The sequence below is a fragment of the Saccharopolyspora soli genome (assembly GCF_022678645.1).
Classification (GTDB): domain Bacteria; phylum Actinomycetota; class Actinomycetes; order Mycobacteriales; family Pseudonocardiaceae; genus Saccharopolyspora; species Saccharopolyspora soli.
Genome location: NZ_JALBWV010000026.1, coordinates 61,506 through 85,782 on the forward strand (window position 1 = coordinate 61,506; position 24,277 = coordinate 85,782).

General features: G+C 70.3%; 25 protein-coding genes. 11 read left to right on the forward strand and 14 right to left on the reverse strand.

The annotated features are described in order from the left end of the window. Positions 1–60 precede the first annotated feature (60 nt). Positions 61–948 carry a hypothetical protein gene (locus MOQ72_RS20645; RefSeq protein WP_242185576.1) on the forward strand — a complete coding sequence of 296 codons (888 nt, stop codon included), beginning with the start codon at positions 61–63 and terminating at the stop codon, positions 946–948. A gap of 25 nt (positions 949–973) precedes the next feature. Then, positions 974–2,110, forward strand: a complete 1,137-nt coding sequence (locus tag MOQ72_RS20650) for a hypothetical protein (RefSeq protein WP_242185578.1) — start codon at positions 974–976, stop codon at positions 2,108–2,110. A 38-nt stretch (positions 2,111–2,148) separates the two neighbouring features. On the opposite strand, the gene MOQ72_RS20655 is transcribed toward MOQ72_RS20650, so the two are convergent. Genes MOQ72_RS20655 through MOQ72_RS20665 form a run of 3 tightly spaced genes read right to left on the reverse strand, consistent with a single transcriptional unit; the run spans position 2,149 to position 4,137 of the window. Next, positions 2,149–3,321: a WXG100-like domain-containing protein gene (locus MOQ72_RS20655; RefSeq protein ID WP_242185580.1), complete on the reverse strand. Its 1,173-nt coding sequence runs from the start codon at positions 3,319–3,321 to the stop codon at positions 2,149–2,151. A 13-nt stretch (positions 3,322–3,334) separates the two neighbouring features. Further along, the gene (locus MOQ72_RS20660; protein ID WP_242185581.1) at positions 3,335–3,637 is read right to left on the reverse strand and encodes a WXG100 family type VII secretion target; all 303 of its coding nucleotides are present in this window, start codon (positions 3,635–3,637) and stop codon (positions 3,335–3,337) included. Then, positions 3,634–4,137, reverse strand: coding sequence for a YbaB/EbfC family nucleoid-associated protein (locus MOQ72_RS20665; RefSeq protein ID WP_242185582.1), 504 nt, complete (start codon positions 4,135–4,137; stop codon positions 3,634–3,636). Before MOQ72_RS20665 ends, MOQ72_RS20660 begins: the two co-directional genes overlap by 4 nt. Before the next feature lie 235 nt (positions 4,138–4,372). Between MOQ72_RS20665 and dxs the strand changes: the two genes are divergently transcribed. From dxs to MOQ72_RS20680, 3 genes are read left to right on the forward strand one after another with little or no spacing between them, the layout of a single operon-like run. Then, entirely contained in the window at positions 4,373–6,316 is a 1,944-nt protein-coding gene (gene dxs / locus MOQ72_RS20670) for a 1-deoxy-D-xylulose-5-phosphate synthase (RefSeq protein WP_242185583.1), read from the forward strand. 46 nt (positions 6,317–6,362) lie between these two features. Continuing rightward, positions 6,363–7,049, forward strand: coding sequence for a response regulator transcription factor (locus MOQ72_RS20675; protein ID WP_242185584.1), 687 nt, complete (start codon positions 6,363–6,365; stop codon positions 7,047–7,049). A gap of 4 nt (positions 7,050–7,053) precedes the next feature. Next, positions 7,054–8,199, forward strand: a complete 1,146-nt coding sequence (locus MOQ72_RS20680; RefSeq protein WP_242185585.1) for a sensor histidine kinase — start codon at positions 7,054–7,056, stop codon at positions 8,197–8,199. An 8-nt stretch (positions 8,200–8,207) separates the two neighbouring features. Here the strand turns inward: MOQ72_RS20680 and MOQ72_RS20685 are convergent, their stop codons facing one another. The 7 genes from MOQ72_RS20685 to MOQ72_RS20715 all read right to left on the reverse strand — a co-directional run bounded on the left by MOQ72_RS20685 (position 8,208) and on the right by MOQ72_RS20715 (position 16,728). Continuing rightward, complete coding sequence (locus tag MOQ72_RS20685; protein WP_242185667.1) at positions 8,208–9,353, reverse strand: RNA polymerase sigma factor; 1,146 nt, start codon at positions 9,351–9,353, stop codon at positions 8,208–8,210. 8 nt (positions 9,354–9,361) lie between these two features. Next, positions 9,362–9,769, reverse strand: coding sequence for a YciI family protein (locus MOQ72_RS20690; protein WP_242185586.1), 408 nt, complete (start codon positions 9,767–9,769; stop codon positions 9,362–9,364). A gap of 235 nt (positions 9,770–10,004) precedes the next feature. After that, positions 10,005–12,104 carry a 3-hydroxyacyl-CoA dehydrogenase NAD-binding domain-containing protein gene (locus MOQ72_RS20695; RefSeq protein ID WP_242185587.1) on the reverse strand — a complete coding sequence of 700 codons (2,100 nt, stop codon included), beginning with the start codon at positions 12,102–12,104 and terminating at the stop codon, positions 10,005–10,007. After that, entirely contained in the window at positions 12,101–13,342 is a 1,242-nt protein-coding gene (locus MOQ72_RS20700) for a thiolase family protein (protein ID WP_242185588.1), read from the reverse strand. Before MOQ72_RS20700 ends, MOQ72_RS20695 begins: the two co-directional genes overlap by 4 nt. A 279-nt stretch (positions 13,343–13,621) precedes the next feature. Continuing rightward, positions 13,622–14,875: a ribonuclease D gene (locus MOQ72_RS20705; RefSeq protein ID WP_242185589.1), complete on the reverse strand. Its 1,254-nt coding sequence runs from the start codon at positions 14,873–14,875 to the stop codon at positions 13,622–13,624. Positions 14,876–14,971: 96 nt separating this feature from the next. Then, the gene (locus MOQ72_RS20710) at positions 14,972–15,688 is read right to left on the reverse strand and encodes a response regulator (RefSeq protein WP_093264979.1); all 717 of its coding nucleotides are present in this window, start codon (positions 15,686–15,688) and stop codon (positions 14,972–14,974) included. Positions 15,689–16,149: 461 nt separating this feature from the next. Next, positions 16,150–16,728 (reverse strand): DUF3000 domain-containing protein, encoded by a 579-nt coding sequence (locus tag MOQ72_RS20715; protein ID WP_242185590.1) that lies wholly within the window; start codon positions 16,726–16,728, stop codon positions 16,150–16,152. 175 nt (positions 16,729–16,903) lie between these two features. Between MOQ72_RS20715 and hemE the strand changes: the two genes are divergently transcribed. From hemE to MOQ72_RS20740, 5 genes are read left to right on the forward strand one after another with little or no spacing between them, the layout of a single operon-like run. Continuing rightward, on the forward strand, positions 16,904–17,989 hold the full coding sequence (gene hemE, locus MOQ72_RS20720) for a uroporphyrinogen decarboxylase (RefSeq protein WP_242185591.1): 1,086 nt from the start codon (positions 16,904–16,906) through the stop codon (positions 17,987–17,989). Beyond that, positions 17,989–19,422 carry a protoporphyrinogen oxidase gene (gene hemG / locus MOQ72_RS20725; protein WP_242185592.1) on the forward strand — a complete coding sequence of 478 codons (1,434 nt, stop codon included), beginning with the start codon at positions 17,989–17,991 and terminating at the stop codon, positions 19,420–19,422. The genes hemE and hemG overlap by 1 nt, the downstream gene beginning before the upstream one ends. Positions 19,423–19,426: 4 nt before the next feature. Continuing rightward, positions 19,427–20,122 (forward strand): hydrogen peroxide-dependent heme synthase, encoded by a 696-nt coding sequence (gene hemQ / locus MOQ72_RS20730; RefSeq protein ID WP_242185593.1) that lies wholly within the window; start codon positions 19,427–19,429, stop codon positions 20,120–20,122. A 48-nt stretch (positions 20,123–20,170) separates the two neighbouring features. Next, on the forward strand, positions 20,171–20,407 hold the full coding sequence (locus tag MOQ72_RS20735; RefSeq protein ID WP_242185594.1) for a FitA-like ribbon-helix-helix domain-containing protein: 237 nt from the start codon (positions 20,171–20,173) through the stop codon (positions 20,405–20,407). Then, positions 20,404–20,805, forward strand: coding sequence for a type II toxin-antitoxin system VapC family toxin (locus MOQ72_RS20740; RefSeq protein ID WP_242185595.1), 402 nt, complete (start codon positions 20,404–20,406; stop codon positions 20,803–20,805). Before MOQ72_RS20735 ends, MOQ72_RS20740 begins: the two co-directional genes overlap by 4 nt. A 4-nt stretch (positions 20,806–20,809) precedes the next feature. Here MOQ72_RS20740 and msrB read toward each other — a convergent pair whose 3' ends face one another. From msrB to MOQ72_RS20755, 3 genes are read right to left on the reverse strand one after another with little or no spacing between them, the layout of a single operon-like run. After that, positions 20,810–21,229: a peptide-methionine (R)-S-oxide reductase MsrB gene (gene msrB / locus MOQ72_RS20745; protein ID WP_242185596.1), complete on the reverse strand. Its 420-nt coding sequence runs from the start codon at positions 21,227–21,229 to the stop codon at positions 20,810–20,812. 45 nt (positions 21,230–21,274) lie between these two features. Further along, positions 21,275–22,354 carry a DNA glycosylase AlkZ-like family protein gene (locus MOQ72_RS20750; RefSeq protein WP_242185598.1) on the reverse strand — a complete coding sequence of 360 codons (1,080 nt, stop codon included), beginning with the start codon at positions 22,352–22,354 and terminating at the stop codon, positions 21,275–21,277. Positions 22,355–22,406: 52 nt separating this feature from the next. After that, complete coding sequence (locus tag MOQ72_RS20755) at positions 22,407–22,703, reverse strand: hypothetical protein (protein ID WP_242185599.1); 297 nt, start codon at positions 22,701–22,703, stop codon at positions 22,407–22,409. Positions 22,704–22,895: 192 nt separating this feature from the next. On the opposite strand from MOQ72_RS20755, the gene MOQ72_RS20760 reads away from it, so the two are divergent. Further along, a complete protein-coding gene (locus MOQ72_RS20760) occupies positions 22,896–23,672 on the forward strand; it encodes a DUF4389 domain-containing protein (protein WP_242185600.1) in 777 nt (258 codons plus the stop codon). A 4-nt stretch (positions 23,673–23,676) separates the two neighbouring features. Here the strand turns inward: MOQ72_RS20760 and MOQ72_RS20765 are convergent, their stop codons facing one another. Next, the gene (locus tag MOQ72_RS20765; protein WP_242185601.1) at positions 23,677–24,219 is read right to left on the reverse strand and encodes an AAA family ATPase; all 543 of its coding nucleotides are present in this window, start codon (positions 24,217–24,219) and stop codon (positions 23,677–23,679) included. Positions 24,220–24,277 lie beyond the last annotated feature (58 nt).

A 24,277-nucleotide genomic window follows, 5' to 3' on the forward strand; every position in this document is an offset into this window, starting at 1 on the left:
TGGGGGATTTGTGGTGGGGTGGCCGGTTAGGGTTGCGGGCGCTGGAGGGAAGGAGCCGCGGTGTGGCTTGACGAGGTGCCCGGCCAGGTGGATCCGCGGTCTCGGGACGCGGTCGAAGCGCGCTGGTCGCGGGCCCGGTGGGGACTGCGGGTGACCGCGTTCTGGTGTGCTGCCGAACTGGTGGTGTCGCTGCTCGGGCTGGTCTGGGCGCTGGCGACGAAGGGTTCGTCGCTGCCGCTGGCCGGGCCGCGCGGCACCCAGGACCTGGTGGGTTACGCCTTCATCGCGGTATTGGCGGTGCTGCCGATGCCAGCCGCTGCGTGGGTGGCCAAGCGGTCGGTGGACAAGATCGACTGGCGTCGCAAGCCGCACGGCTGGCTGCTGTACCCGGTCGTCGTCGGACCGCTGCAAGCGCTCGGACTGCTACTCGCGCTGATCGCGGTCGTCGGCAACGACGTGCTGTCGTGGTGGCAGCCGGTGCTGGTGCTGGTGGTCGGGACCGCGATCCCGGTGCTGGCCACCGCGGCGGCCCGGCGCGCGGTGCTGCGGCAGCCGCTGCGCGAGCTGGGCGGCAGCGAGTTCGTCGTGCAGTTGCCGCTGCGTTCCCCGCAGGGCGGCGGGCAGGACTCCCTGCTGCTGACCGGCGACCGGCTGCGGCTGACCGTGCGGACCGCCGCCGGTCGACCCGCCCAGCAACCGTCGACCAAGGACATCGAGCTGTCGGCCATCACGGAAGTCGGCGTGCGGCCGAGCACGCCGGAGGACCGGGCCTGGGCGTGGCTCGCGGACGGGCGCGGTGTGTCGGTGCCGCCTGGCGACGTGGTGGTGGTCCGCACCCGGCACGATGCGCAGCTGCTGCCAGTCGACGCGGAGTTCGCCGAGCTGCTGCGCGCCCGCGTCGCCATGCGCGGGAGGGAACCGATGCGCATCGACTTCGGTGGTTGCTGACCGTTCGAGGACTGGGATCCGCGAGATGACACGACGCGAACACGTGCCGGAGGTGCTCCCGGCCCCGCCGGAGACGGGAACCGCGGTGCGGGCTGTGCCCGGAAACCCTGGCACCGCACCGGAATCCGTGCCCGGACGCCGCTCGGTGGCGCTGGGGCTGGCCGCGCTGGGCGTGGTGCTGCTGCCCGCGCTGGCGCTGTTGATCGGCCTGTCCGCCGCGCCCGGTTTCCTCCTGGTCTGGGCGGCGGTGTGGATCGCGCTCGCTGCGGTGGGGTGGCTGCTGGACGCGCGGACCCCGCGCCGCTGGCACGGCTGGGCGCTGCTGGCCGCGGTGCCCCAGGCGGTCGCCAACCTGATCTTCGCGGCCCCGCTCGGTCTCCTCGGGCTGGTGGTGCTGGTCGTCTCGCCGCTGCTGGCGCGGGCAGCGCACCGCCGCTACACCGCGCCCGCTCTGGACCTCGCCGAGCTCGATGTGGAGATCGCGGTCCCGAATTCGCCGGGCACTGGGCGGTTGCGGATCGGCCGGGATCGGGTGGTGCTGGCGCGGACCGTCAGGGCTGGTGGCGGGCATGTCGACCACGCGCTGCCGCTGGCCGAGCTGTCGCTGGCCCAGCCCGGCGAGATCGACGCCGACGAAGCCTGGTGGCCACTGCCCGGTGGCAACGGCGTCCAACTGCGCCGCGCGCCAGCGGTGCGGCTGGTCGCCGGGGCGCAGCAGTGGCTGGTGCACGTCGCCGATCCGCGGCTGGTGGCCGCGATCGTGCGCCGACGGGCCACTGCGGCCTGGCCGCAGCGCACCGGTCCGCAGGACCTCACCGCCTGGCACGCGCTGCGCAAGTGGGCCGTCGCGCGCACCACGACCTTCCGCGACGCCAGGCAGACCCAGGCGTACACGGCCTTCCGAGGACCGGCGGGCTTCGCGGCCGCCGTGCTCGGGTCGATGCTGCTGGCCACCGCTGTCGGCCGGGCGATCACCGATCCGGGGCTGTGGATCGTCGGCGCCGTCCTGCTGGCGCTCGGCGGCTACCTGGTCGTCGCGTGGCTGCGGGTGCGGCGCCGGATGGAGTTCGCCGAGCTGCACCAGCTCCCGCCGCACAGCCCGGCCTGGGGCGACCCGCGCCCCGACGTCGCCCCGATCCCAGCCTGGCGCCCCTGGACGTGAACCGGTGCGGGCAGCACCGGCACCCGTTCCGTTTGCTCCTACTTCGGTGGGTCAGGTAGATCCAGCTTGCGGGGCTCCTGCTGCGGCTTGTCGTCGACTTCGCCGTAGTCGTTGTCGTTGACGTTGTTCGGCCCGCCCGGAATGTTGGCGTGCTGGCCAATCGTCTCGGAGTTGAACCCGTTGCTGTACGGGCTGTCCACATTGGCCCCGGCGACCGCGCCTTCGTCGGTCTGGAACCGCCAGCCCTGGTTGTTGGAGCCGGAGACCCACTCGCCACCACCCGGGATCTCGGCCCGGCCGTTGCCTTCCCAGGTAGCGTTCAGACCCTCGTGCCTGCCCTGCATGCCGCCGGTCGCACCGCCGACACCACCGGAGATGGCGCCCGAGGTGAAGTCGCCCCAGCTCGGCAGCTCGCCGTGCATGCCCTTGTTGATCGTGTTGCCGAGCATCCCGGACAGCGCACCCCGCGCGGCGCCGTAGGCGGCGGCCTCGGTGAAGCTCTTGGTGGCGTTGCCCGCCAGGTCCTTGCCGATCTGCTGGCCGATGCCGGGGGCGACGCCGTCGACCAGCCCGCCTGCCAGGCCCGCCGCGACACCGGAGATCGCCGCGTTGCCGGTGTTGGACCAGTCCCAGCTCTCCCGGTCGCCCTTGGCCATCTGGTAGCCCTGGATCCCGGCGTCCAAGCCGACGTTGATCGCGACGTTGAGCAGGATCTGCTGCCCGATCTTCTGCAGCAGCTGTTGGAAGAACGTGCGCACGGTCAACTGGGTCGCCGTCTGGGCGATGGGAATCCCGGCCGTGCTCGCCCCGAAGGTGGCGACCGCGGAGGCGATCATCGCGGCGATCTGCGCCGCCAGGATGACCAACGCCGCGATGATGCTGATCTTGGTGTACTCGATCTCCAACGCGGCACCATCGGCACCTTCGCCGAGTGCTTCGCAGAGCTTCTTCAGCTCCGGCAGGTGTCCGGCGTCGCCATTGACGTATTCCTTCGCGAACTGCTCGAAGGCGTCGGCCGTCTGGCCCTGCATGGTGCCCAGCGCGGCCTGCACCGCTGCTTCGGTCTCCCCGATGACGTCCTCGACGTCCTTGCCCGCGGCCGTCCACGCTTCGGCGACCCGGCGCAGCGCGGTCTCATCACCCTCGGGCCAACTGGCTCCCACCACGATCGGCGTCAGCCACTTCACCGCATCTGGAATCTCGATCCCCATCTGGATGCTCTCCTCAGCGGAAGCTGTTCGCGTTGTTGGTGTCGTCGGATTCCCAGGTGTTCGCGGTGTTGTCGAGCTCGCCGCGGATCTGGTGCAGGGCGCCGGTCAACCCGGAGAAGGCGTCGAGGGCCTGCTGCGAACCTGGCTCGTAGTCCTTGGCGAATTCCTGGCCCGCGTCGTCGCCGCCCCAGCACTTGCCCTCGGCCTGCAGCACACCGTTGAGCTTGTCCACGGCGGCTTGCAGCTTGTCCGCCGCGCCGTCGAACTTGGGGGAGGCGCCGCGCAGTGCCTCGGGGTGTACGTCGAAGCCGCTCACCACTGGTCCTTCCGGTAGCTGGACCGGGGGTCGAATTCGTCCCAGTCGTCGTCTTCCGGCGGGTTGGACGAAGCAGGTGGGGTGGTCGGTTCCGGTGGAGGCGGCATCAGATCCTTCAGCGACGGCGCACCGGGGAACAGGTCCGGCAGATCCGGCACCTGCTCCGTCACCGGGGACATCGCCGAGTCGGCCTTGCCCCGCGCGTCCCGCGCCGCGGCCTGGGCGGCCTGCAGGAAGCTGCGCGCGAGCTTCTCCGGGGTGCTGGTCTTGAACGCCGACGGTGAGATCTGGACGTCGGTGACGATGCCAACGGCGTTCACCCGCACGGTCGCCAGGCCGTCCGCGGAGGTCGCCTCGCCGGTGGCCGCCATCGCCGCGGCCTGCGCCTCCTGCAGCTGAGCTGTCTGCCGGTGCAGCCCTTCGAGCAGGGACGACACCTGCTCGCGCATGGCCGCGTTGCGCGCTTCCAGTTCGGCCTTTCGACTGTCGGGGTTGGTCATTCCGGCCTCCTTGACTGGTCTGGACGCACGCTAGCAACCGCAGGTCGACGAGTGGTACGAGTTGGCGACGGTTCAGACGGCCGAGTGGACCTAATGGCGCCGTCCGCACCACACCGGGCCGTCGGCGGGGCCCTCCGTAGACTGGAGCGCGCTATGCATCGCGGCGGAGCCAGGTGATCAAGCCGGGCCTCGAAATGCGAATGAACCCGACCGGCACGACGAGTGAGGTGGAGCGGTGGCGCTGCTGGGGTCCGTGCACAGTCCGGCCGACGTGAAGCGACTTAGGCACGCTGAGCTGGTGCAACTGGCAGCGGAGATCAGGCAGTTCCTGATCGAGAAGGTTTCGCGCACCGGTGGGCACCTGGGGCCGAATCTCGGAGCCGTGGAGCTGACCTTGGCCGTCCACCGGGTCTTCGACTCGCCCCACGACGCCGTGGTGTTCGACACCGGGCACCAGGCGTACGTGCACAAGATCATCACTGGTCGCCAGGACGGCTTCGACCGGCTGCGCAAGCGCGGCGGCCTCTCCGGCTATCCGTCGCGCGGTGAAAGCGTCCACGACCTGGTGGAGAACAGCCACGCCTCGACCGCGCTGTCCTACGCCGACGGCCTGGCCCGGTCCTTCCAGCTCGGCGGCAAGTCGCGGCACGCCGTGGCGGTCGTCGGCGACGGTGCGCTCACCGGCGGGATGTGCTGGGAGGCGCTGAACAACATCGCCGCCGACCAGGAGCGGCCGGTGGTGATCGTGGTCAACGACAACGGCCGCTCCTACGCGCCGACCATCGGCGGCCTCGCCGAGCACCTCGCGGCCCTGCGGTTGAACCCCAGCTACGAGAAGGCCCTGGAGAGCGGCAAGCGCACGCTGCGCAACCTGCCGGTGGTCGGGCGTTCGCTCTACACCGGGCTGCACGCGGCCAAGAGCGGGATAAAGGACGCGATCAGCCCGCAGGTGATGTTCTCCGACCTCGGCATCAAGTACCTGGGCCCGGTCGATGGCCACGACCTGCGGGCCATGGAGCACGCGCTGCAGATGGCCAAGTCCTTCGGTGGTCCGGTGATCGTGCACGCGGTGACCCGCAAGGGCAACGGGTTCGCCCCGGCCGAGAACGACCAGGCCGAGCAGATGCACCAGGTCAAGGTGATCGACCCGGAGACCGGGCTGCCCACCAAGCCCGCCCCGAAGAGCTGGACCGACGTCTACTCGGACGAGCTGGTGCGCATCGGCGCGCAACGCTCGGACGTGGTGGCCATCACCGCCGCGATGCTGGGCCCGACCGGGTTGCAGAAGTTCGCCGAGGCGTACCCGGACCGCTGCTTCGACGTGGGCATCGCCGAGCAGCACGGCATGACCTCGGCGGCGGGGCTCGCGATGGGCGGTGTGCACCCGGTTTTCGCGGTGTACTCGACGTTCCTGAACCGGGCGTTCGACCAACTGCTGATGGACGTGGCGCTGCACCGGCAGCCGGTCACGGTGACCCTGGACCGCTCCGGGATCACCGGCGATGACGGCGCCAGCCACAACGGCATGTGGGACCTGTCGATCCTGGGGTTGATCCCGGGCATCCGGGTCGCCGCGCCGCGCGACGCGGTGACGCTGCGCGAGGAACTGCGCGAGGCGGTCGCCGTTGATGACGGGCCGACCGTGGTGCGGTTCTCGAAGGGCTCGGTCATCGAGGAGATCCCGGCCGTCGAGCGCATCGGTGGGGTGGACATCTTGCGCCGCCCGGCCGCAGGCGAGGCCAACGACGTGCTGCTGGCCGCGGTGGGCGCCTTCGGGCAGCTGGCGGTGGCCGCGGCGGAGCGGCTCGCGGCGCAGGGCATCGGGGTCACCGTGGTGGACCCGCGTTGGGTGGTACCGGTGCCGGAGCAGATCGTCGAGCTGGCCGCGCTGCACCGGCTGGTGGTCACGCTGGAGGACGGCGGGCGGCACGGGGGGTTCGGCTGGGCGCTGGCGGCCGCGCTGCGCGACGCGGAGCTGGACGTGCCGCTGCGCGACGTGGCGGTGCCGAACCGGTTCCTGCCGCATGCCGCCCGCGACGAGGTGCTGGCGGAGCTCGGGCTCACGGAGCAGGACATCGCTCGCCGCATCACCGAGTGGGTCGCCAACCGCGGCGGCACCCGGATGGCGCCGCTGCGGGTCGCGGCGAACAACGACCGGCCGGAAGCAGCGAACGGCTGACGGACTCACGGCCGGTTCGCATCCTCCGCTGTGGCAGGGTGAACACGTGCGAATCCTGGTCGTCGAGGATGAGAAGCCGCTGGCCGACGCGATCGCTCGCGGGCTGCGCCGGGAAGGCATGGCCGTGGACGTCGCCTACGACGGCGAAAGCGGCCAGGAGAAGGCGTCGATCACCCGCTACGACGTGCTGGTGCTCGATCGGGATCTGCCGGGAATGTCCGGTGACGAGCTGTGCCGCCAACTGGTGGCTTCGGGCGAGCTGACCAGGGTCCTCATGCTCACCGCCAGCGGCACGGTCGAAGACCGCGTCGCTGGCCTGTCCCTGGGCGCGGACGACTACCTGGCCAAGCCGTTCGCGTTCGCCGAGTTGATCGCCCGCGTCCGGGCGCTGGGGCGACGCGCCACCCCGGCGCAGCCACCGCTGCTCACCGCGCGGCAGCTGGAGCTGGATTCGGCGCGGCGCACCGTGCATCGACGGGACGGCGAGATCGAGCTGACCCGCAAGGAGTTCGGCGTCCTGGAGGTGCTGCTGTCGGCCGGTGGCGCCGTGGTCAGCTCCGAGGAACTGCTGGAACGGGTGTGGGACGAGAACGCCGATCCGTTCACCACGACTGTGCGGGTCACCATGATGACGCTGCGCAAGAAGCTGGGGGAGCCGAGCATCATCGAAACCGTGGTCGGCTCCGGCTACCGGGTGCCGTCGGCTGGCCGCGCCGAGCACGCCCAGGACTGACCCGATGAACGCGGCCGCCCGATCGATCACCCGCCGTGGGCCCGGCCTGCGAGTGCGGTTGACCCTGCTGGCGACCGCGCTGGTCGCCGCGGTCAGCGGCCTGCTGCTGTGGCTGGGGTGGATGCTGGTCGGCAACGTGGTTGCCGCGGTTCCCCGGCTGCCGGACGGAACCGTGGTTCGGGTCCGGGGCGTGGACGTACCCGCCGAGCTGCTCGGCGAGGCATTGCGCGATTCCGCGCGGCACCAGGTCCTGTTGATCGGTGGCTTCGCCTTCGTCGCGGTGGTGCTGGCCGCCGCGCTGCTGGCCTGGATGGTCACCGGTCGGGTCCTGCGCCCGCTGCACGAGGTGACCGAAGCCGCCCGGCGGCTGTCCGCGGAGTCCCTGGACGAGCGGATCGCGTTGAGCGGTCCGCGCGACGAAGTCGCCCGGCTGGCCGACACTTTCGACGCGATGTTGGACCGGCTGCAAGCGGCGTTCGACTCGCAGCGCCGGTTCGTCGCCAACGCCAGCCACGAGCTGCGCACCCCGTTGTCGGTGATCCGCACCGAGTTGGATGTCACGCTGTCGGATCCGCGTGCTGATGAGGCGGAGCTGCGTCGGATGGCCGATGTGGTCCGCGAAGCCACCGCCCGAGCGGAACGGCTGGTGGAGGCGCTGCTGTTGTTGGCTCGGACCGAAGGGGTCGAGCTCGCGGTGCGCGAGCCGGTGGATCTCACCGAGGTCGTGGGCCGCGCGATGCGGGCCATCGCGCCGGAGGCGCGGCTGCGCGGACTGCGCGTCAAGTGCTGCGAGGAACCGGCTTTCGCGGTTGGCGATCCGGCGCTGCTGGAGCGGGTCGCGGGCAACCTGCTGGAAAACGCGGTGCGGCACAACGTCGACGGCGGCTGGGTGGAGATCGCCACCGGCAGTGGTCCACAGTGGACAACACTGCGGGTGGCGTCCTCCGGTCCGCGGATCCCGCCCGACCAGGTGGAAGCCCTGTTCGAACCGTTCCGCCGAGCAGGGATCCAGAGAACGGCCCGAAGCGGAGCGGGTCTAGGCCTGTCGATTGTCCGAGCGGCAACGGCAGCCCACAACGGCCGGGTCTGGGCCGACCCAGTTCCAAGCGGCGGCCTCGCGGTAACCGTCCGACTCCCCGTCGCGCCGTAGCGGCGCTGTCAGCGACACCGGCGGGCGTTGAGCCGGGCGGCCTGGCGCGTCAGGTGGTCGCGTTCGGCGAGGTTGGGCGCCTTTTGGGCCGCCTCGGCGTACAGCTGTGCCGCCGTCGCCAGGTCGCCATCGCGCTCGTGGAGGTACGCCGCCACCGCGGTGTGTCGGGGCAGTGAGTCGTTCACCGCCGCGAGCGCCGCCAGCCCGGCGCGCGGTCCGTCGGCCTCGCCGACGGCCACCGCGCGGTTGAGCCGGACGACCGGGCTGTCGGTCAGGCGCACGAGCTCGTCGTACCACTCGACGATCTGCCCCCAGTCAGTCTCCTCGGCGGTGGGCGCGTCAGCGTGGAGGGCCGCGATGGCGGCCTGGGCCTGGAACTCGCCCAGCCGGTCGCGGGCGAGGGCCGCCTGCAGGATCTCGACGCCCTCGGCGATCGACTCGGTGTCCCACCGGCTGCGGTCCTGCTCGGCGAGCGGCACCAGGCTGCCGTCGGGCGCGGTCCGGGTGGCGCGCCGGGCGTGGTGGAGCAGCATGAGGGCGAGCAGCCCCGCCACCTCGGGGTGGTCGATCGCGGCCGCGAGCTGCCGGGTGAGCCGGATGGCCTCGGCGGCGAGGTCGACGTCGCCGGAGTAGCCCTCGTTGAAGACCAAGTAGAGGACTCGCAGCACGGTGGCGACGTCGCCGGGCTGGTCGAACCGCACGCCGGAGACGGTGCGCTTGGCACGGCTGATGCGCTGCGCCATGGTCGCCTCGGGCACCAGGTATGCCTGGGCGATCTGGCGGGTGGTCAGGCCGCCGACGGCGCGCAGCGTGAGCGCGACCGCGGACGACGGCGTCAGCGACGGGTGGGCGCACAGGAAGTAGAGCTGGAGCGTGTCGTCCACCGCGGGCACGGGCCCGAGCGACGGCTGCTCGTCGATGAGGTCCTCACGGCGGCGGCGGGCGGCGTCCGCCCGGGTCGCGTCGAGGAACCGGCGCCAGGCCACGGTGACCAGCCAGCCCTTCGGGTCCCGCGGCGGGTCGGCTGGCCAGACGCGGACCGCCTCGACCAGCGCGTCCTGCACGGCGTCCTCGGCCCCCGCGAAGTCGGCTCCGCGGCGGACGAGGATCCCGAGCACGCTCGGCGTGAGGCTCCGGAGCAGGGCCTCGTTCATCTGAGTGGTCACTCCGTGATGGTGGGCGACACGCCGTAGAATGGCCGCAGCTCCAGCCACTCGTGGATCGGCTTCCCGCCCGCCCCAGGGGCCGCCGACAGTTCCCCGGCCAGCTCGATGGCGCGTTCGTAGCTGTCGACGTCGATCACCATCCAGCCAGCGATGAGGTCCTTTGTCTCGGCGAATGGGCCGTCGGTGACCGGCGGGCGCCCCGCACCGTCGTACCGGACGAACGTCCCTTCGGGAGCGAGCGCCTGACTGTCGACGAACTCGCCGGTCCTCTCAAGCCGGGCAGCGAAGTCGTTCATGTACTGCACGTGCGCCGAGATCTCCTCCGGCGTCCACTGGTCCATGGGCACGTCGTTGACCGGAGCCGGAGCGCCTCGGTAGTGCTTGAGCAGCAAGTACTTGGCCATCGTGTTTCTCCTCGGTGCTGGTGCGACCCATTCTGGTCGCATTCACCGCGGGGACGGAGCCAGCCGCGGGTTCTCGACATCGCCGTCAGATTCCGGCGCTGGCCCGTTCACTCGATCTGCTCCGCCAGCCTGGCATACCGATGGACCCGTTCCGCGGGTATCGCCCGAAAAGTTCGTGCGGGTACGAAAAACGGGATCGGGGCACCAGCCCCGACCCCGTCTCGCGAGCCGATGATCAGGCCGGGACCGACGCCACGCCCGGGTCGAGGAAGCGCTTGCCGTTGACCTGCTCCGCGATGCCCGCCCGGTCCAGGAACGGCGTGATGCCGCCCAGCCAGAACGGCCAGCCCGCGCCGAGGATCATGCACAGGTCGATGTCCTGCGCCTCGGCGACCACGTCCTCGTCGAGCATGGTCCGGATCTCCTCGGCCAGCGCGTTCAGCGCCCGCTCGCGCACCTGCTCGGACGTCGATGGCTCGTCGCCCTGCCGCCAGAGCGCCGCCACCTCGGGATCGACGACCTGCGCGCCGGACTCGTCCGCGATCCACACCGCGGTCTTGCCCGCGTCCACGAACCGCTGCATGTTGTCGCTGAGTCCGAAGCGGTCCGGGTAGGCCGCGTGCATGGTGCCGTTGACGTGCTGGGCGACCGCCGGGCCGACCAGTTGGAGCAGCACCATCGGACTCATCGGCAGCCCGAGCGGTGTCAGCGCGTTGTCGGCGACCTCGAACGGCGTGCCCTCGTCGACGGCGGCGATGATCTCGCCCATGAACCGGGTGAGCAGCCGGTTGACCACGAACGCCGGGGCGTCCTTGACCAGCACGCAGGACTTCTTGAGCTGCTTGCCGACCTTGAACGCGGTGGCCAGCGCGGCGTCGTCGGTCTGCTCGCCGCGCACCACTTCCAGCAGCGGCAGCACCGCGACCGGGTTGAAGAAGTGGAAGCCGACCACCCGCTCCGGGTTCTTCAGCTTCGAGCCCATCTCGCTGATGGACAGCGACGAGGTGTTGGTGGCCAGGATGGCCTCGGGCGAGACGTGTTCCTCCAGTTCGGCGAACACCTGCTGCTTGACCGACATCTCCTCGAAGACGGCTTCGATGACGAAATCGGCGTCGGCGAAGCTCTTCTTGTCCAGCGAGCCGGTGACCAGGCCCTTGAGCCGGTTCACCGCGTCCGGCGAAAGTCGCCCCTTGGCCGCGAGCTTGTCGATCTCGCCGTGGATGTAGCTCACGCCCCGGTCGATGCGCTCCTGGTCGATGTCGGTGATCACCACCGGCACTTCCAGGCGGCGCACGAACAGCAACGCCAGCTGTCCGGCCATCAACCCGGCCCCGACCACGCCGACCTTGGTGACCTCTCGCGCCAGGGACTTGTCCGGCGCCCCAGCAGGCCGCTTGGCGCGCTTCTGGGTCAGGTCGAAGGAGTAGAGCCCAGCGCGCAGCTCATCGGTCATCAAGGCGTCGGCCAACGCCTCGGTCTCGGCGGCGTAACCGGAGTCGAGGTCGTTGTCGCGTGCGAGTCCGATCAGCTCCACGGCCTTGGTCACCGCCGGGGAAGCGGCGTGGGTGCGCGACTCGACGATGTCCTCGGCGCGGGCGATGGCGTCGTCCCATGCCTTGCCGCGGTCGATCTCCGGGCGGGTCACGGCCTGCTCGCCACCGACCACCCGCACCGCCCAGCGGATCGACTCCTCCAGGAAGTCCGGGCTGTCCAGCAGTTCGTCGAAGATGCCCAGTTGCCGAGCCTTCTTCGGGTTGAGCATCCGGTTCTGGCTGAGCGCGTTCTCGATGATCACCGTCACTGCGGCATCCGGGCCGATCAGGTTCGGCAGCAGCTGGGTACCGCCCCAGCCGGGGAACAGGCCCAGGAAGCACTCCGGGAACGCGATCGCGCCAGCCGAAGCCGACACCGTCCGGTAGTGGCAGGACAGCGCCAGCTCCAGACCGCCGCCGAGCGCCGCGCCGTTGACGAAGGCGAAGGTCGGGATCTTCGACTCGGTGAGCCGCCGGAACACGTCGTGCCCGGTCTGGGCGATCTGGTGGGCGTGCGCCCGCTCGGTGATCCGCCCGATGCCGGACAGGTCCGCGCCGACGGCGAACACGAACGGCTTGCCGGTGACCGCGATGGCTGCGGGTTCGGCCGCGAAAGCCTCGTCCAGCGCGGCGTTCAGGCTGGCCAGCCCGCCAGGTCCGAAGGTGGACGGCCGGGTGTGGTCGTGCCCGTTGTCGATGGTGATCAGCGCGAGCTTGCCCGCCAGGCCGGGCACGTCGACGAGCCGGGTGAACGCCTCGGTCACCACCTCGTCGGGGAAGAGCGCCGCGAATTCGGCGTTCATCGGGCGCCTCCTGCGTCGTAGTTCGGGTTCTCCCAGATGACCGTCCCGCCCATGCCGAAGCCGATGCACATGGTGGTGATGCCGTAGCGCACCTCGGGGTGCTCGGCGAAGTGCCGGGCTAGTTGCGTCATCAGCCGCACGCCGGAGGACGCCAGCGGGTGGCCGCAGGAGATCGCGCCGCCCCACGGGTTGACCCGCGGGTCGTCGTCGGCGATGCCGAAGTGCTCCAGGAAAGCCAGCACCTGCACGGCGAACGCCTCGTTGATCTCGAACAGGCCGATGTCGTCGATGCTCAGCCCGGTGCGCTGCAGAGCCTTCTCGGTGGCTGGCACCGGTCCGACGCCCATCACTTCCGGCTCCACACCGGCGAAGGCGTAGCCGACCAGCCGCATCCGGACCGGCAAGCCGAGCTCCGCCGCGGTGTCCGCGTCGGCCAGCAGGCAGCCGGTGGCGCCGTCGTTGAGTCCTGCGGCGTTGCCCGGCGTGACCCGGCCGTGCGGCCGGAACGGCGTCTTGAGCCCGGCCAGCGCTTCGACGGTGGTGCCTGGCCGCGGCGGCTCGTCAGTGCTGGCCAGGCCCCAGCCCGCCGCGGAGCGGGTGGACACCGGCACCAGGTCCGGGGTGATCTTCCCGGCCCGCAACGCCTCGTCGTAGCGCTGCTGGCTCAACGCGGCGTAGGAGTCGGTGCGCTGCTTGGTCAGCGTCGGGAAGCGGTCGTGCAGGTTCTCCGCGGTGGAGCCCATGATCAGCGCTGACGGGTCGACGATCTTGTCGGACACGTAGCGCGGGTTCGGGTCGACGCCCTCGCCCATCGGGTGCCTGCCCATGTGTTCGACGCCACCGGCGATCACCACGTCGTAGGCGCCGAAGGCGATGCCGCTGGAGACGGTGGTCACCGCCGTCATCGCGCCAGCGCACATCCGGTCGATGGCGAAACCGGGTACCGATTTGGGCAGCCCGGCCAGCAACGCGGCGCTGCGCCCGATGGTCAGGCCCTGGTCGCCGATCTGGGTGGTCGCGGCGATGGCGACCTCGTCGATGCGCTCCGCCGGGAGTTCCGGATGCCGCCGCAGCAGCTCCCGGATGACCTTGACGACCATGTCGTCGGCGCGGGTCTCGGCGTACAGGCCCTTGGAACCGGCCTTGCCGAACGGCGTGCGTACGCCGTCGACGAAGACCACGTCCCGAACCGCTGGGCGGCTGCGGCTGTCGGCGGGTGCCGACGCAGGTGCGGCCACGGCGTGCTCCTCACTGGCTTGGTGGTTGGTGCGCGGCCGGATCGCGCGGACGCCCTTACCGGCCGGTAACCACAACTCTAGCGCTTATTACCGGCCGGTAACCACACGCCCGCCCCTGTCGGGTGCCTCACAGGCCAGCTGCCCGACCTCCGGCGCCACGATCATCCTGCGCGGCACCCGATCCCGCCGCACTGGCGACCCGTGGAGAACGGGTGCCCTGGCCCCGCGACCCAGCGGCCGGGTTCCGAATTGCCCTGAACTTGGAATGAATCGGCGTCGCTACTCGGCGGGCGGCGCTGTCGCGTGGAGTGCGGTACTCATGGCGTCAGCCGTGAGGCCGATCTGCCACTCCCGGGCGCCTTTCTCGCGCAGGACATCGCTGACGCCGGTAGCGCTGCGGTCCTCGGGTGGGGTCCAGCAGGTGCGGCGCACCAGGTCTGGCAGCAGCAGGTTCTCCACCGGCAAGTTGTGGCGTTCGGCGATCTCCGACAGCGCGGCGCGCACCGCGGACAATCGGGCCGCCGCCTCGGGATCCCGGTCGGCCCACCGGTTGGTCGGGGGCGGGCCTTCGTGCGGTGACGCCGGAGCTGGGAGTTCGTCGTTGTTGAGCCGACGCGCCGCCCGCAACGCCTGCAGCCAGATCGCGGCCCGGCGCCGCTGCTGCCGACCGCCGAACACCGGCAGCGCGACCAGCTCGGCCTCGGTCTTCGGGTTGGCCTGCGCGGCTTGCACGATCGAGGAATCGGGCAGCACCCGGCCGGGCGCGAGATCGCGGTCCCGCGCGAAGCTGTCCCGCGTCTGCCACAGCGCTCGAACCGCGGCGAGCTGTCGAGGATTGCGCACCCGGTGAATTCCGGACGTGCGGCGCCAGGGTTCGGCGCGCGGCGGGGCTGGCTCGGCGGTGCGAACCGCCTCGAACTCCTCGTGCGCCCAATCCAGCTTGCCCTGCCGCTGCAACTCGTCGTGCATCGCGTCGCGCAGCGCGGTCAGCAGTTCCACGTCGAGGGCCGCGTACACCAGCCAGTCCTGTGGCAACGGCCGACGGGACCAGTCCGCGGCGCTGTGCCCCTTCTCCAACCGGTAGCCGAGCATGCGCTCCACGAGCGCACCGAGCGAGACCCGCTCGAATCCGGCCAGCCGACCGGCCAGTTCGGTGTCGAACAACCGCGTCGGGCGCAGATCGAGCTCGGCCAGGCACGGCAGGTCCTGCGACGCCGCGTGCAGCACCCACTCGCTGTCGGCCAATGCCGGTACCAGCGGATCGAGTGCACCATCCAGCGCAACTGGGTCCACCAGCACGGTGCCCGCACCTTCCCGGCGCAGTTGCACCAGGTAGGCGCGTTGCGAGTAGCGATAACCCGAGGCACGTTCGGTGTCGACGGCGACCGGTCCGGTGCCCGCGGCCAACGCGGTCGCGGCGGCGCGCATGGCATCCGGTGTGTCCACCACCGGCGGCACGCCGTCGGTGGGTTCGGTCAACAACACCGGCTCCGGGCGGTCGGACCCGACGGTCTCGGGGCTTGCAGCTTCCACGGCTACCAGACCTTACGTGCTTCGGCCCGTGCCGTGGGGCTACTCCACCCGAGCTCGTCGGGGCGACCGCACCGGTGCAGGTGTGTCAGCGTCCAGTCACCTGATCACGCCAGCGCGCATGGCCAGCGCGACCATCTGTGCCCGATCGCCAGTGCCCAGCTTGCGCCCGATCCGCGACAGGTGGCTCTTCACCGTGAGCGCGGACAGGTTCAGGGCCTCGCCGATCTCCTTGTTGGATCGGCCGTCGGCCACCAACTGGAGCACTTCGACTTCTCGCCCGGACAGCTCGCGAGGCGTGTTGTCGGTTCCCGGCACGCGGGTACCGGCGGCAAGCACCGGTGCCACGCTGGGATCGGCGTACACGCCGCCGTCGAGCACGCGGCGCACCCCGTCGGTGACCACCATCGGGGAGGCCGACTTCAGCAGGTACGCCTGCGCACCTGCCTGGAAGGCGGCCCGGACCGCATAGGGGTCATCGGACGAAGCGAGCACCACGATCCGCGGCCAGCCCTGGCTCCGGAGTTCCGTCACCAGTTCGATGCCGGTCCCATCCGGGAGTCCGAGATCGAGGATTGCGAGGTCGCAGGGACCGGTCGCCAGAGCGCGAGCTCTGGCTTCGGCCATGGATGCGGCCTCGTGCACCGTGCCAGCGCCCATCTGCAGCAACCGGGCGGCGATTGCCTCCCGGAGCAGCGGATGGTCGTCCACCACGAGCACCGTGAACAGCTCTTCCCGCGGGTGCGGGACCATGTTGGCTGGCAACGCGCCAGCAGGCGTGGTTCGAGCGGCCTGACCTAAGCCGACGGCAGCCACGTCACTACCTCCCTGGAGTCGGTCGTGCCCCCCGACCGGCACCGGGACTCTCGACCAATCAGCCGCGCCACTGATCGACCGAAAGTGGTGTCGTCGGGGGCAGCGTAACCGCCCAAGCGGGTCAGCGGGACGATCAATCGGGTATCTATCCCGATCGAGTTGTTACCGGGACATGATCTCATCGCTCTTTCGGGTGACTGTGACCGATCCCGGTAACGTCGGAGAGTGGCCAAGCGACCTAATATGAACGCGTATCGTGAATGATTGGCGTGACCGGTTGCTCCGGTCGCGCATGTGAACTTCGCGAAAGGAAATCGCGCTTCGGCGTGTCGCACTCCGTGGCAGCAGGGGAGCGGTTGGCGCTGAACCTTACGCGCTGGAGTCGGTCAGCACAGCCGGTGATCGGGCGACGTTTGGGCAACCCGCACCCGTTTCGAGCAACCGCCTTTGCCGACGAGACCTCAGTCCTGGCGAACTGCGTTGTTCAGGCGTCCGCCGAGCATCGAAACGCCTTCCGGCGGCAGTCCCGCCGCGCTCGCCATCAGCTCGTGGAACGCGGTCGCGTGCGGTCCGAGCGCAGCGTCTGTCGCCGTCCACGAACCGCGCAGCTCCAGGTCGTGGCTGCGAGTCGGGCCCGCGATGTCGCCGAAGCGCGCCGACGAGGTCAGCGTGACCGTGCCGCCCAGGGCGGTCCACGACGCGCCGGAGTCCTCCAACGCGTCGGTCAGCCACGACCAGCCCACCGCTGGCAGCAGCGGATCGGTGGCCAGCTCCGGGTCCAGTTCGGCCCGCAGGTACACCACGAGCCGCAACACGCCGTCCCACGCCTCCTGGCCCTCCGGGTCGTACAGCAGGACCAGACGGGCGGTCGCCAACTCGCCAGCCGGTCCGTTCGCCTCCGCGGCGAGCGCGTGCGCCCAAGGCGCCAGGCGCTTGGGCGGACCAACCTCGGTCAGTTCGATCTCCGCGCGCGGGCGGGACGACGTCAACGCGGCAACAGCCTGCCGGAAAACTTCGGGCGCCGCCGACATCTCCGTCACACCGCTGACTGTAGGCGGCTGAGCGCGGGCGGTGGCGGAGGCACGCCGAACGAGGGACGCCGACGCTTCGCGCGGGCACCGCAGCGCGCCATGCGAAGATTGCGGATGCAAGCCCGGTGAGCCGCCGTGCGGGCACCTCCTGGGACACCGATCTGACTTACGGACAGCGATCTCGATGACGAAATCCGCACCGGTCTCGGCCCGTCGGGACCTCGCCGACGCTCCACTGCTGGTCGCCGCCCGCGGGGGTACACCGCGGCACACCCCGGTCTGGTTCATGCGGCAGGCGGGTCGTTCGCTGCCCGAGTACCGCCAACTCCGCGAAGGCGTGCCGATGTTGCAGGCGTGCCTGACCCCGGAGTTGATCAGCGAGATCACCCTGCAGCCGGTGCGACGCCACGGCGTGGACGCCGCGATCCTGTTCAGCGACATCGTGCTGCCGCTGTACGCGGCGGGAATCGGCCTGGACATCGTGCCGGGAACCGGGCCGGTCGTGTCGAACCCGGTGCGCACCGCCGCGGACGTCGCCACATTGCCGTCGCTGGATCCGGCTCAGGTCAGCCCGGTCGCCGACGCGGTCGGGCTGCTGGTTCACGAGCTGGGGCGGACGCCGCTGATCGGCTTCGCCGGGGCGCCGTTCACCCTGGCGTCCTACCTGGTGGAGGGCGGTCCGAGCCGCAACCACGAGCGCACCAAAGCGCTGATGCACTCGGACCCGCGGACCTGGCACGCGCTGCTGGACAAGCTTGCGAGCACCACGCTGGAGTTCCTGCGGTTGCAGGTGGCGGCCGGAGTCGATGCGATCCAGCTCTTCGACTCCTGGGCCGGGGCGCTCTCGCAGCGCGACTACCGCGAGTTCGTGCTGCCGCACAGCCAACGGATCTTCACCGGTGTCGCCGAGATGTCGGACCTGCCGAAGATCCACTTCGGGGTGGGCACCGGGGAACTGCTCGGCGCGATGCGCGCGGCCGGTGCGGACGTGGTCGGCGTCGACTGGCGGGTGCCGCTGGACGAAGCCGCAGCCCGGCTGCACGCCGCGGAACCCAGCTGGGGCGCACCGGTGGTGCAGGGCAACCTCGACCCGGCGGTGCTGTTCGCCGGGTGGGACGCGGTGGAGCGCGAGGTGCGCCGGATCCTCGGCGAGGGCAAGGCCGCTGGCGGGCACATCTTCAACCTCGGCCACGGGGTGCTGCCGACCACCGAACCGGAGGTGCTCACCGGGATCGTCGAGCTGGTGCACACCGCGAGCGAGCAGCAGTGATGTCGAACCGGATCGTGGTCGTCGGCGGTGGGATCGCAGGCTTGGCCGCCGCCCACCGGCTTCGCGTGGAACTGGGGCCGGACGCCGAGATCGTGCTGGTCGAGCAGAGCGATCGCCTCGGCGGCAAGCTGCGCACGGTCGAGCTGGCCGGTATCCGCTACGACGTCGGGTCGGAGGCGTTCCTGGCCCGGCGACCGGAAGTCCGGCAGCTCGCCGAGGAACTCGGGATCACCGAGGAGATCGTCCACCCCGGCAAGGCGTCCGCGACGGTGCGCGCCGGTGGCCGCACCTGCCGGTTGCCAGGCGGAACGGTGATGGGTGTGCCCGCCTCCGCCGAGGCGGTGCAAGACGTGCTGTCCCCGGCCAGTGTGGCGGCGGTCCGCGCGGAGGCCGACCTGCCACCGGTGCGGCTCGACGGGGCGGACGCCTCGGTCGGCGAGCTGCTGCGCGGTCGGGTCGGCGATGAGGTCGTCGATCGGCTCGTCGAGCCGCTGCTGGGCGGGGTTTACGCGGGCAATGCCGACATGCTCGGCCTGCGGGCGACGATTCCGGCACTGGCCGCGGCGTTGGACGCCGGTGCGGAGTCGATCACCTCTGCGGCGGCTTCGGTGCTGCCCGCTCCGAAACCGGCCGCCGCGCCGCAGCCGGTGTTCGGCGCGTTCCGCCTCGGCTACCGGGAGCTGATCGACCGGTTGCTGATCGCCGCGGATGTCCGGCCTCGGCTGGGTTTGCCGGTGCGGGCGCTGGTTCGGACCGGATCCGGTTGGCGGCTGGAGATCGGCGCCGCGCCGAGCCCGGAGTTCCTGGACGCCGATGCCGTGGTGCTGGCGGTGCCCGCTCCGGCTGCTCGGCGGCTGCTCGCCGACGTCGTCCCGGTGGCGGCAGCGAAGCTGAGCGAGGTGCAGCTGGCATCCATGATCGTGGTCGGGCTGGCGCTGCCATCGGACGCGCAGCTGCCCGACGCCTCGGGTGTGCTCATCGCTCGCGGTGAGCGCCACGCGGACGGAACTCCGTTCACCGCCAAGGCGTTCACCTTCTCCAGCAACAAGTGGCCGCACTTGCGCGGCACCGGCGGGGAGTTGCTGGTGCGCGGCTCGGTCGGCAGGTTCGGCGAGACCGCCGACCTGCAGTTGGACGACGCCGAGGTGTTGCGCCGGGTCCGCGCGGACTTCGCGGAGCTGACCGGGATTTCCGCGGCGCCGGTGGACTCCGTGGCGGTGCGTTGGGGCGGTGGCGTGCCGCAGTACGGCGTGGGACACCTCGATCTCGTCGCCGACGTCGAACGAGCCGTCGCAGAAGTACCGGGGTTGGCCGTCGCGGGTGCCGCGCTGCACGGCGTCGGTGTCCCGGCGTGCATCGCGACCGGGACCGCAGCCGCGACCGAAGTCACTCGGGACCTCCTGCAGGTTGGCCGCCGCGAGGTGGGACGATGAACCCATGGCGCGGCTGAACTACAACGAGCTCAACGACTCCATCCGCTACACCATGTGGTCGGTCTTCCGGATCGAGCAGGGCACCTTGCCCGAGGACCGGGCCAAGGCCGCGCAGCAGACCCAGGAGTACCTGGTCTCGCTGGCCGAATCCGGCGTTGTGGTCCGCGGTGTCTACGACGTCTCCGGGTTGCGGGCGGACGCCGACTTCATGATCTGGTGGCACGCGGAGCGAATCGAGGACGTGCAGGCCGCCTACACCGGATTCCGCCGGGAAACCGCACTGGGGCAGGCGTCCGAGCCGGTGTGGAGCAACGTCGCGCTGCACCGCCCGGCGGAGTTCAACAAGAGCCACATCCCGGCCTTCCTGGCCGGTGAGGAACCGCGCAAGTACCTCTGCGTCTACCCGTTCGTCCGCTCCTACGAGTGGTACCTGCTGCCGGACGACGAGCGCCGTACCATGCTGGCCGACCACGGCAAGGAAGCCCGCGACTACCCGGACGTCCGGGCGAACACGGTGGCGTCGTTCGCCCTCGGCGACTACGAGTGGATCCTGGCCTTCGAGGCCGACGAACTGCACCGGATCGTGGACCTGATGCGGCACCTGCGCGGCACCGAAGCCCGCCTGCACGTCCGCGAAGAGGTCCCGTTCTACACCGGCCACCGAGTCGACGTCGCAGACCTCGTCACCCGCCTGCCCTGAGGAGAGGCCAGTAGCGCTACTTCAGCGCTTTTGCGCTAAAATGGCGCTATGGCCACCATTCAGATTCGGGACATCCCAGACGAGGACTACGAGACGCTGCGCATGGACGCGCGGGCGGAAGGGAAGTCCCTCCAGGCGTACATGCGCGAGGCGGCGATCGAGCGTGCCCGCCGTGCGCGAAAGGCTGCTGTGATCAGCGAAATGCGGCGGATCGCGGAGCGGAACACGGGAACCGGTATCACCGTTGAATCGATCTTGGCTGCGCGGGACGAGGATCGCCGGTGAACGAACTCGCCGTCGTGGATGCATCGGCCGCGGTGTTCGCACTGGCCGACCCGAGTCCAGCGGCTGATGAGCTCGCGACCCGCCTGGCCGGGGCTGAGTGTCACGCGCCGCATCTCGTGGACGCCGAGGTCGGAAACATGATGAGGCGGAATCTCAGGCAGGGAATCGTCGATGAGGAGACCGCCGCCTCGGTGATCCGCGCGACGCGGAGCCTCGTGGATCGACGCTACGCCCACGCGGCACTCGTCGACACCGCGTGGGAATTGCGCGGCGCGATCACCTTCTACGACGCCTTGTACGTCGCACTGGCGGCGAGCTTGGACGTCCCGCTGCTGACGGCCGACGCGAAACTTTCTCGCGCTCCGAAACTTCCGTGCAAGGTCGAAGTCGTCGGATGACCGGTCATTCCGCCGGGATTAGGCGGACGGCGATTGAGTTGATGCAGTAGCGCTGGTCGGTGGGGGTGGGGTAGCCCTCGCCCTCGAAGACGTGGCCGAGGTGGCCGTGGCAGGCGGCGCACAGCACCTCCGTGCGGGCCATGCCCAGCGACCGGTCCTCGCGGAGGATCAGCGCGTCGCTGTCGGCCGGGTCGTAGAACGACGGCCAGCCGCAGTGCGACTCGAACTTGGTGTCGCTGCGGAACAACTCGGCACCGCAGCCCCGGCACTCGTACACCCCGACCGTCTTGGTGTCGACGTACTCGCCCTGCCAGGCCGGTTCGGTGGCGGCTTGGCGCAGCACCGCGTACTCGTTCGGGCTGAGCTGCTCCTGCCACTCCTGCTCGGTTTTGGTGACCTTCGGCTTGCCTGCGACCTGATCCATGCTTCCAAGCTAATCCGTGCGGAGATCAACTGCACAGATGCGGTTTCAGATCGAGTCGAACCCCACTGCGGCCGACTTCGCTCCTCGGGTGGTGGCCAGCTGCTCGGCCTCGACTGCCACCTCGGCGCGAGTGGTGGAGCGCAAGGTGCGGAAGGCCGTCACGTCGACCTGTAGTTGGTGGCCCGCTTTCTTGGCCCGCCAGGTCCCGACGATCTCGCCATCGACTAGCAGCGCCCCAGGCGAGGCGACCGCCCGCCAGAGGGCCTTTCGGTGCGTCGGGTCGGGCAGCAACTGCGTGCGGTCCCGTGCCTGAAGATACGGATCGCCGGTCGGCAACAGCCGAACGCCGCGCGGTGTCGGCGGCGAACTGAGCGCAGTGGTGGCTTCCGGTGCGAACCACGAGCGCTTGCCGTCGACGGAGATCTCGACGAGATCGGTCGACCAGACCGGTCGCAGCACGTTGGCGTTGGTGCCGAGGAACGCGGCCAGGTCGGCGATCGAGCTCGGACCGAGCACCCGCAGGCAGTCCCGGATCAGCTCGTCTAGGCGGGCGGTCTGGTGCGGCACGTGCCAGTTCGGAGCTGCTGTGATGCGCAGCCGCCCGGATTCGCGGACCAGTCGGATGCCAGCCGCCAACCCGGCCTGCAAGTACAGCGAGTAGAAGACGTGGGTCGACTCGCACGCCCGGCACCACGCCGAGGCTTCGGGGACCTCGCGGGTGACGGCAGCGCTCAGCGAGCCTCGATCCGTCGGTTCGAGCGAATACTCGCGCATCGCCGTGACGGTCTTGCCGAACACCGCCAGCGGAGCGCCGACGGATTTCATGATGGGCATGCGGGCCAGCACATCGGCATCCGACAACGGGTAGAGCTGGTCGGCCAACCTCGGGAGGTCGGCGACGCGGTGGAGGTGGGCACTGCCGCGCACCGACCAGGCGAGAGCCAGCGCGTCCGGGATTTCGGCTCCGGGCATCCGCGTGCGTACCGATTGCACCGCCGATCCAGCAGGGCTGTCCGGCACGCCGAGCGGCAGCACGGCGAGTTCGTCGATTGCGGCGGCGGAGCGGTCCAGTTGCTGGACCGCGTACCGGTAGGCCAGGACGCGGTCCCGATCGATCTCGATCATCACACCTCGATTCGGTGGCGGAGGGCCAAGAATGCCCTGGCACCCCGACAAGTCAGCCGAGGAAGGTGGTGAACATGAACGCGACCGCGTTCCAGATCGTGAACAGCACGCCGAGCAGGATCAGCACGACGACCCCGACGGCCACCAACCGGCGGTGGCCGTCGGCGCGGTTCACGCTCTGCGCGAAGTCGTCCACGCCGCGCAGCATGCCCTCCACGGTGGCCTCCGAGTTCGGCCGCTGCATCCGGTCGCGGTGCGCCGCGAATGCCTGGACCTCGGGATCCTCCGGGTCGAGCCCGTCCAGGTCGTCGCTCAAGCGGCCGGTCTCGTCCGGATCGCCTCGCTCCATCGCACCACCGTAGCGCCTGGCAATCGCCGCGAAGGATGTCGGTCTCAACCGGATTGTCCGAAGTCGCGCGGCGGCGCGAGCGGGGTTCACCGGATTGATCGACCGCCGCCGCGCGCCGTCCGGAGAATTCCGGTTCGGCCCAGTGCCGATGGATACATTCGCCGCACTCCATTCGGGACCTGGGAGGCGTCGATGAGCGAGCAGCCAACGGAAACCAACGGCCTGTTCCGGCCCGAGTTGGAGGTCACGCCCCCGGAGCGGCAGCGGCGCTGGACCGTCCTGCTGCGACTGCTGTTGCTGATCCCGCACTTCATCGTGCTGTGGTTGGTGTCCATCGCGGCCGGGGTGGTGCTGATCATCGGCTGGTTCGCCGCGCTGTTCCTGGGACGCTTGCCGGAGTGGATCTCCGGGTTCCTGATCCTGTTCGTCGGCTACCAGACACGGGTGGCCGCGTCGAACATGCTGCTGGTCGACTGGTACCCGCCGTTCGTGGTCGGCCAGCCGGGCTACCCGGTCCAGGTGGACGTCCGGTCCGGCAGGCTCAACCGGTGGGCGGTGTTCTTCCGCCTCATCCTGGTGATCCCGGCGGCGATCGTGAGTGCGGTCGTCGCGCAGGGCTGGTGCGTGCTGGCGTTCTTCATCTGGCTGATCGTGCTGGTCATGGGCCGCAACCCGCGACCGATCTTCGACGCCTCCGCCGCCGTGCTGCGCTACAGCTACCGCACGAACGCCTACTTCTACCTGCTGACCGGCGCGTATCCCAGGAAGCTGTTCGGCGACTCGCACGCGGAGGAGAACCCGCCGCGCCAGTCGCCCGGCACGCGCCCACTGGTGATGTCCAAGGGCGGGCGGATCCTGCTGATCGCGTTCATCGTGCTCGGGGCGATCGGTCTGGTCAGCAACGGCGTCGTGCAGTCGCTCACCAAGCCCGGTTACGAGTACCAGCACGAATACGACTACGGCCGCTGACCCGTCACACCACGGCTTCCGACCAGGCGCGGCGGAGGATCTCCTCGACGGTCTGCTCCGGGGTTTGCTCGGAAGTGTCCAACCACAGGCCCAGGCGCGGCGTCTGCTCGCGCAGCACCTCGTCGAGTTCGGTGATCGCCCAGCTGTCGTAGGCGGTCTTGCCGCGTCCTGCCTCGCGCGCCGCGATCGCCTCCGGAGCCGGGGCGAGCACGACGACCAGCAGCGGGCGGCTGCGGATCTGACCGGTCAGCTCGGCCAGGTGTTCGCCCAGCACCACGTCCTGGGCGACGACGGTGAACCCTTCGGCGAAATACGCGTCTGCGGTCTGCGCGGTCAACCGGTGTCGCAGCCGCAGTTGGCGCAACGCTTCGTCCGACGGCGCGGCGGACATCTCCTCGCGACCGCTGACCACCATGCGGCGGAAGATGTCGCCGCGCACGTGCACCGAACGCGGTAGCCGCTCGGCGACGCCCTGCGCGATGGTCGACTTGCCTGCGGCCTGGATGCCGGTGATCAGCACGATGGCCCGGTTGCCTTCGCCGAACATGCCTCTCCTCGATTCGAAGGAGTCGATCTTCTCACCCGGTTGGCCCTGTTGTCGCACA

Bases quoted from the DNA above. Each gene is read 5' to 3' on its own strand.
- MOQ72_RS20650 (WP_242185578.1), top strand. From the start codon at position 974: ATGACACGACGCGAACACGTGCCGGAGGTGCTCCCGGCCCCGCCGGAG.
- MOQ72_RS20655 (WP_242185580.1), bottom strand. From the start codon at position 3,321: ATGGGGATCGAGATTCCAGATGCGGTGAAGTGGCTGACGCCGATCGTG.
- MOQ72_RS20665 (WP_242185582.1), bottom strand. From the start codon at position 4,137: ATGACCAACCCCGACAGTCGAAAGGCCGAACTGGAAGCGCGCAACGCG.
- MOQ72_RS20680 (WP_242185585.1), top strand. From the start codon at position 7,054: ATGAACGCGGCCGCCCGATCGATCACCCGCCGTGGGCCCGGCCTGCGA.
- MOQ72_RS20685 (WP_242185667.1), bottom strand. From the start codon at position 9,353: ATGAACGAGGCCCTGCTCCGGAGCCTCACGCCGAGCGTGCTCGGGATC.
- MOQ72_RS20690 (WP_242185586.1), bottom strand. From the start codon at position 9,769: ATGGCCAAGTACTTGCTGCTCAAGCACTACCGAGGCGCTCCGGCTCCG.
- MOQ72_RS20695 (WP_242185587.1), bottom strand. From the start codon at position 12,104: ATGAACGCCGAATTCGCGGCGCTCTTCCCCGACGAGGTGGTGACCGAG.
- hemE (WP_242185591.1), top strand. From the start codon at position 16,904: ATGACGAAATCCGCACCGGTCTCGGCCCGTCGGGACCTCGCCGACGCT.
- hemG (WP_242185592.1), top strand. From the start codon at position 17,989: ATGTCGAACCGGATCGTGGTCGTCGGCGGTGGGATCGCAGGCTTGGCC.
- hemQ (WP_242185593.1), top strand. From the start codon at position 19,427: ATGGCGCGGCTGAACTACAACGAGCTCAACGACTCCATCCGCTACACC.
- MOQ72_RS20735 (WP_242185594.1), top strand. From the start codon at position 20,171: ATGGCCACCATTCAGATTCGGGACATCCCAGACGAGGACTACGAGACG.
- msrB (WP_242185596.1), bottom strand. From the start codon at position 21,229: ATGGATCAGGTCGCAGGCAAGCCGAAGGTCACCAAAACCGAGCAGGAG.
- MOQ72_RS20750 (WP_242185598.1), bottom strand. From the start codon at position 22,354: ATGATCGAGATCGATCGGGACCGCGTCCTGGCCTACCGGTACGCGGTC.
- MOQ72_RS20755 (WP_242185599.1), bottom strand. From the start codon at position 22,703: ATGGAGCGAGGCGATCCGGACGAGACCGGCCGCTTGAGCGACGACCTG.
- MOQ72_RS20760 (WP_242185600.1), top strand. From the start codon at position 22,896: ATGAGCGAGCAGCCAACGGAAACCAACGGCCTGTTCCGGCCCGAGTTG.
- MOQ72_RS20765 (WP_242185601.1), bottom strand. From the start codon at position 24,219: ATGTTCGGCGAAGGCAACCGGGCCATCGTGCTGATCACCGGCATCCAG.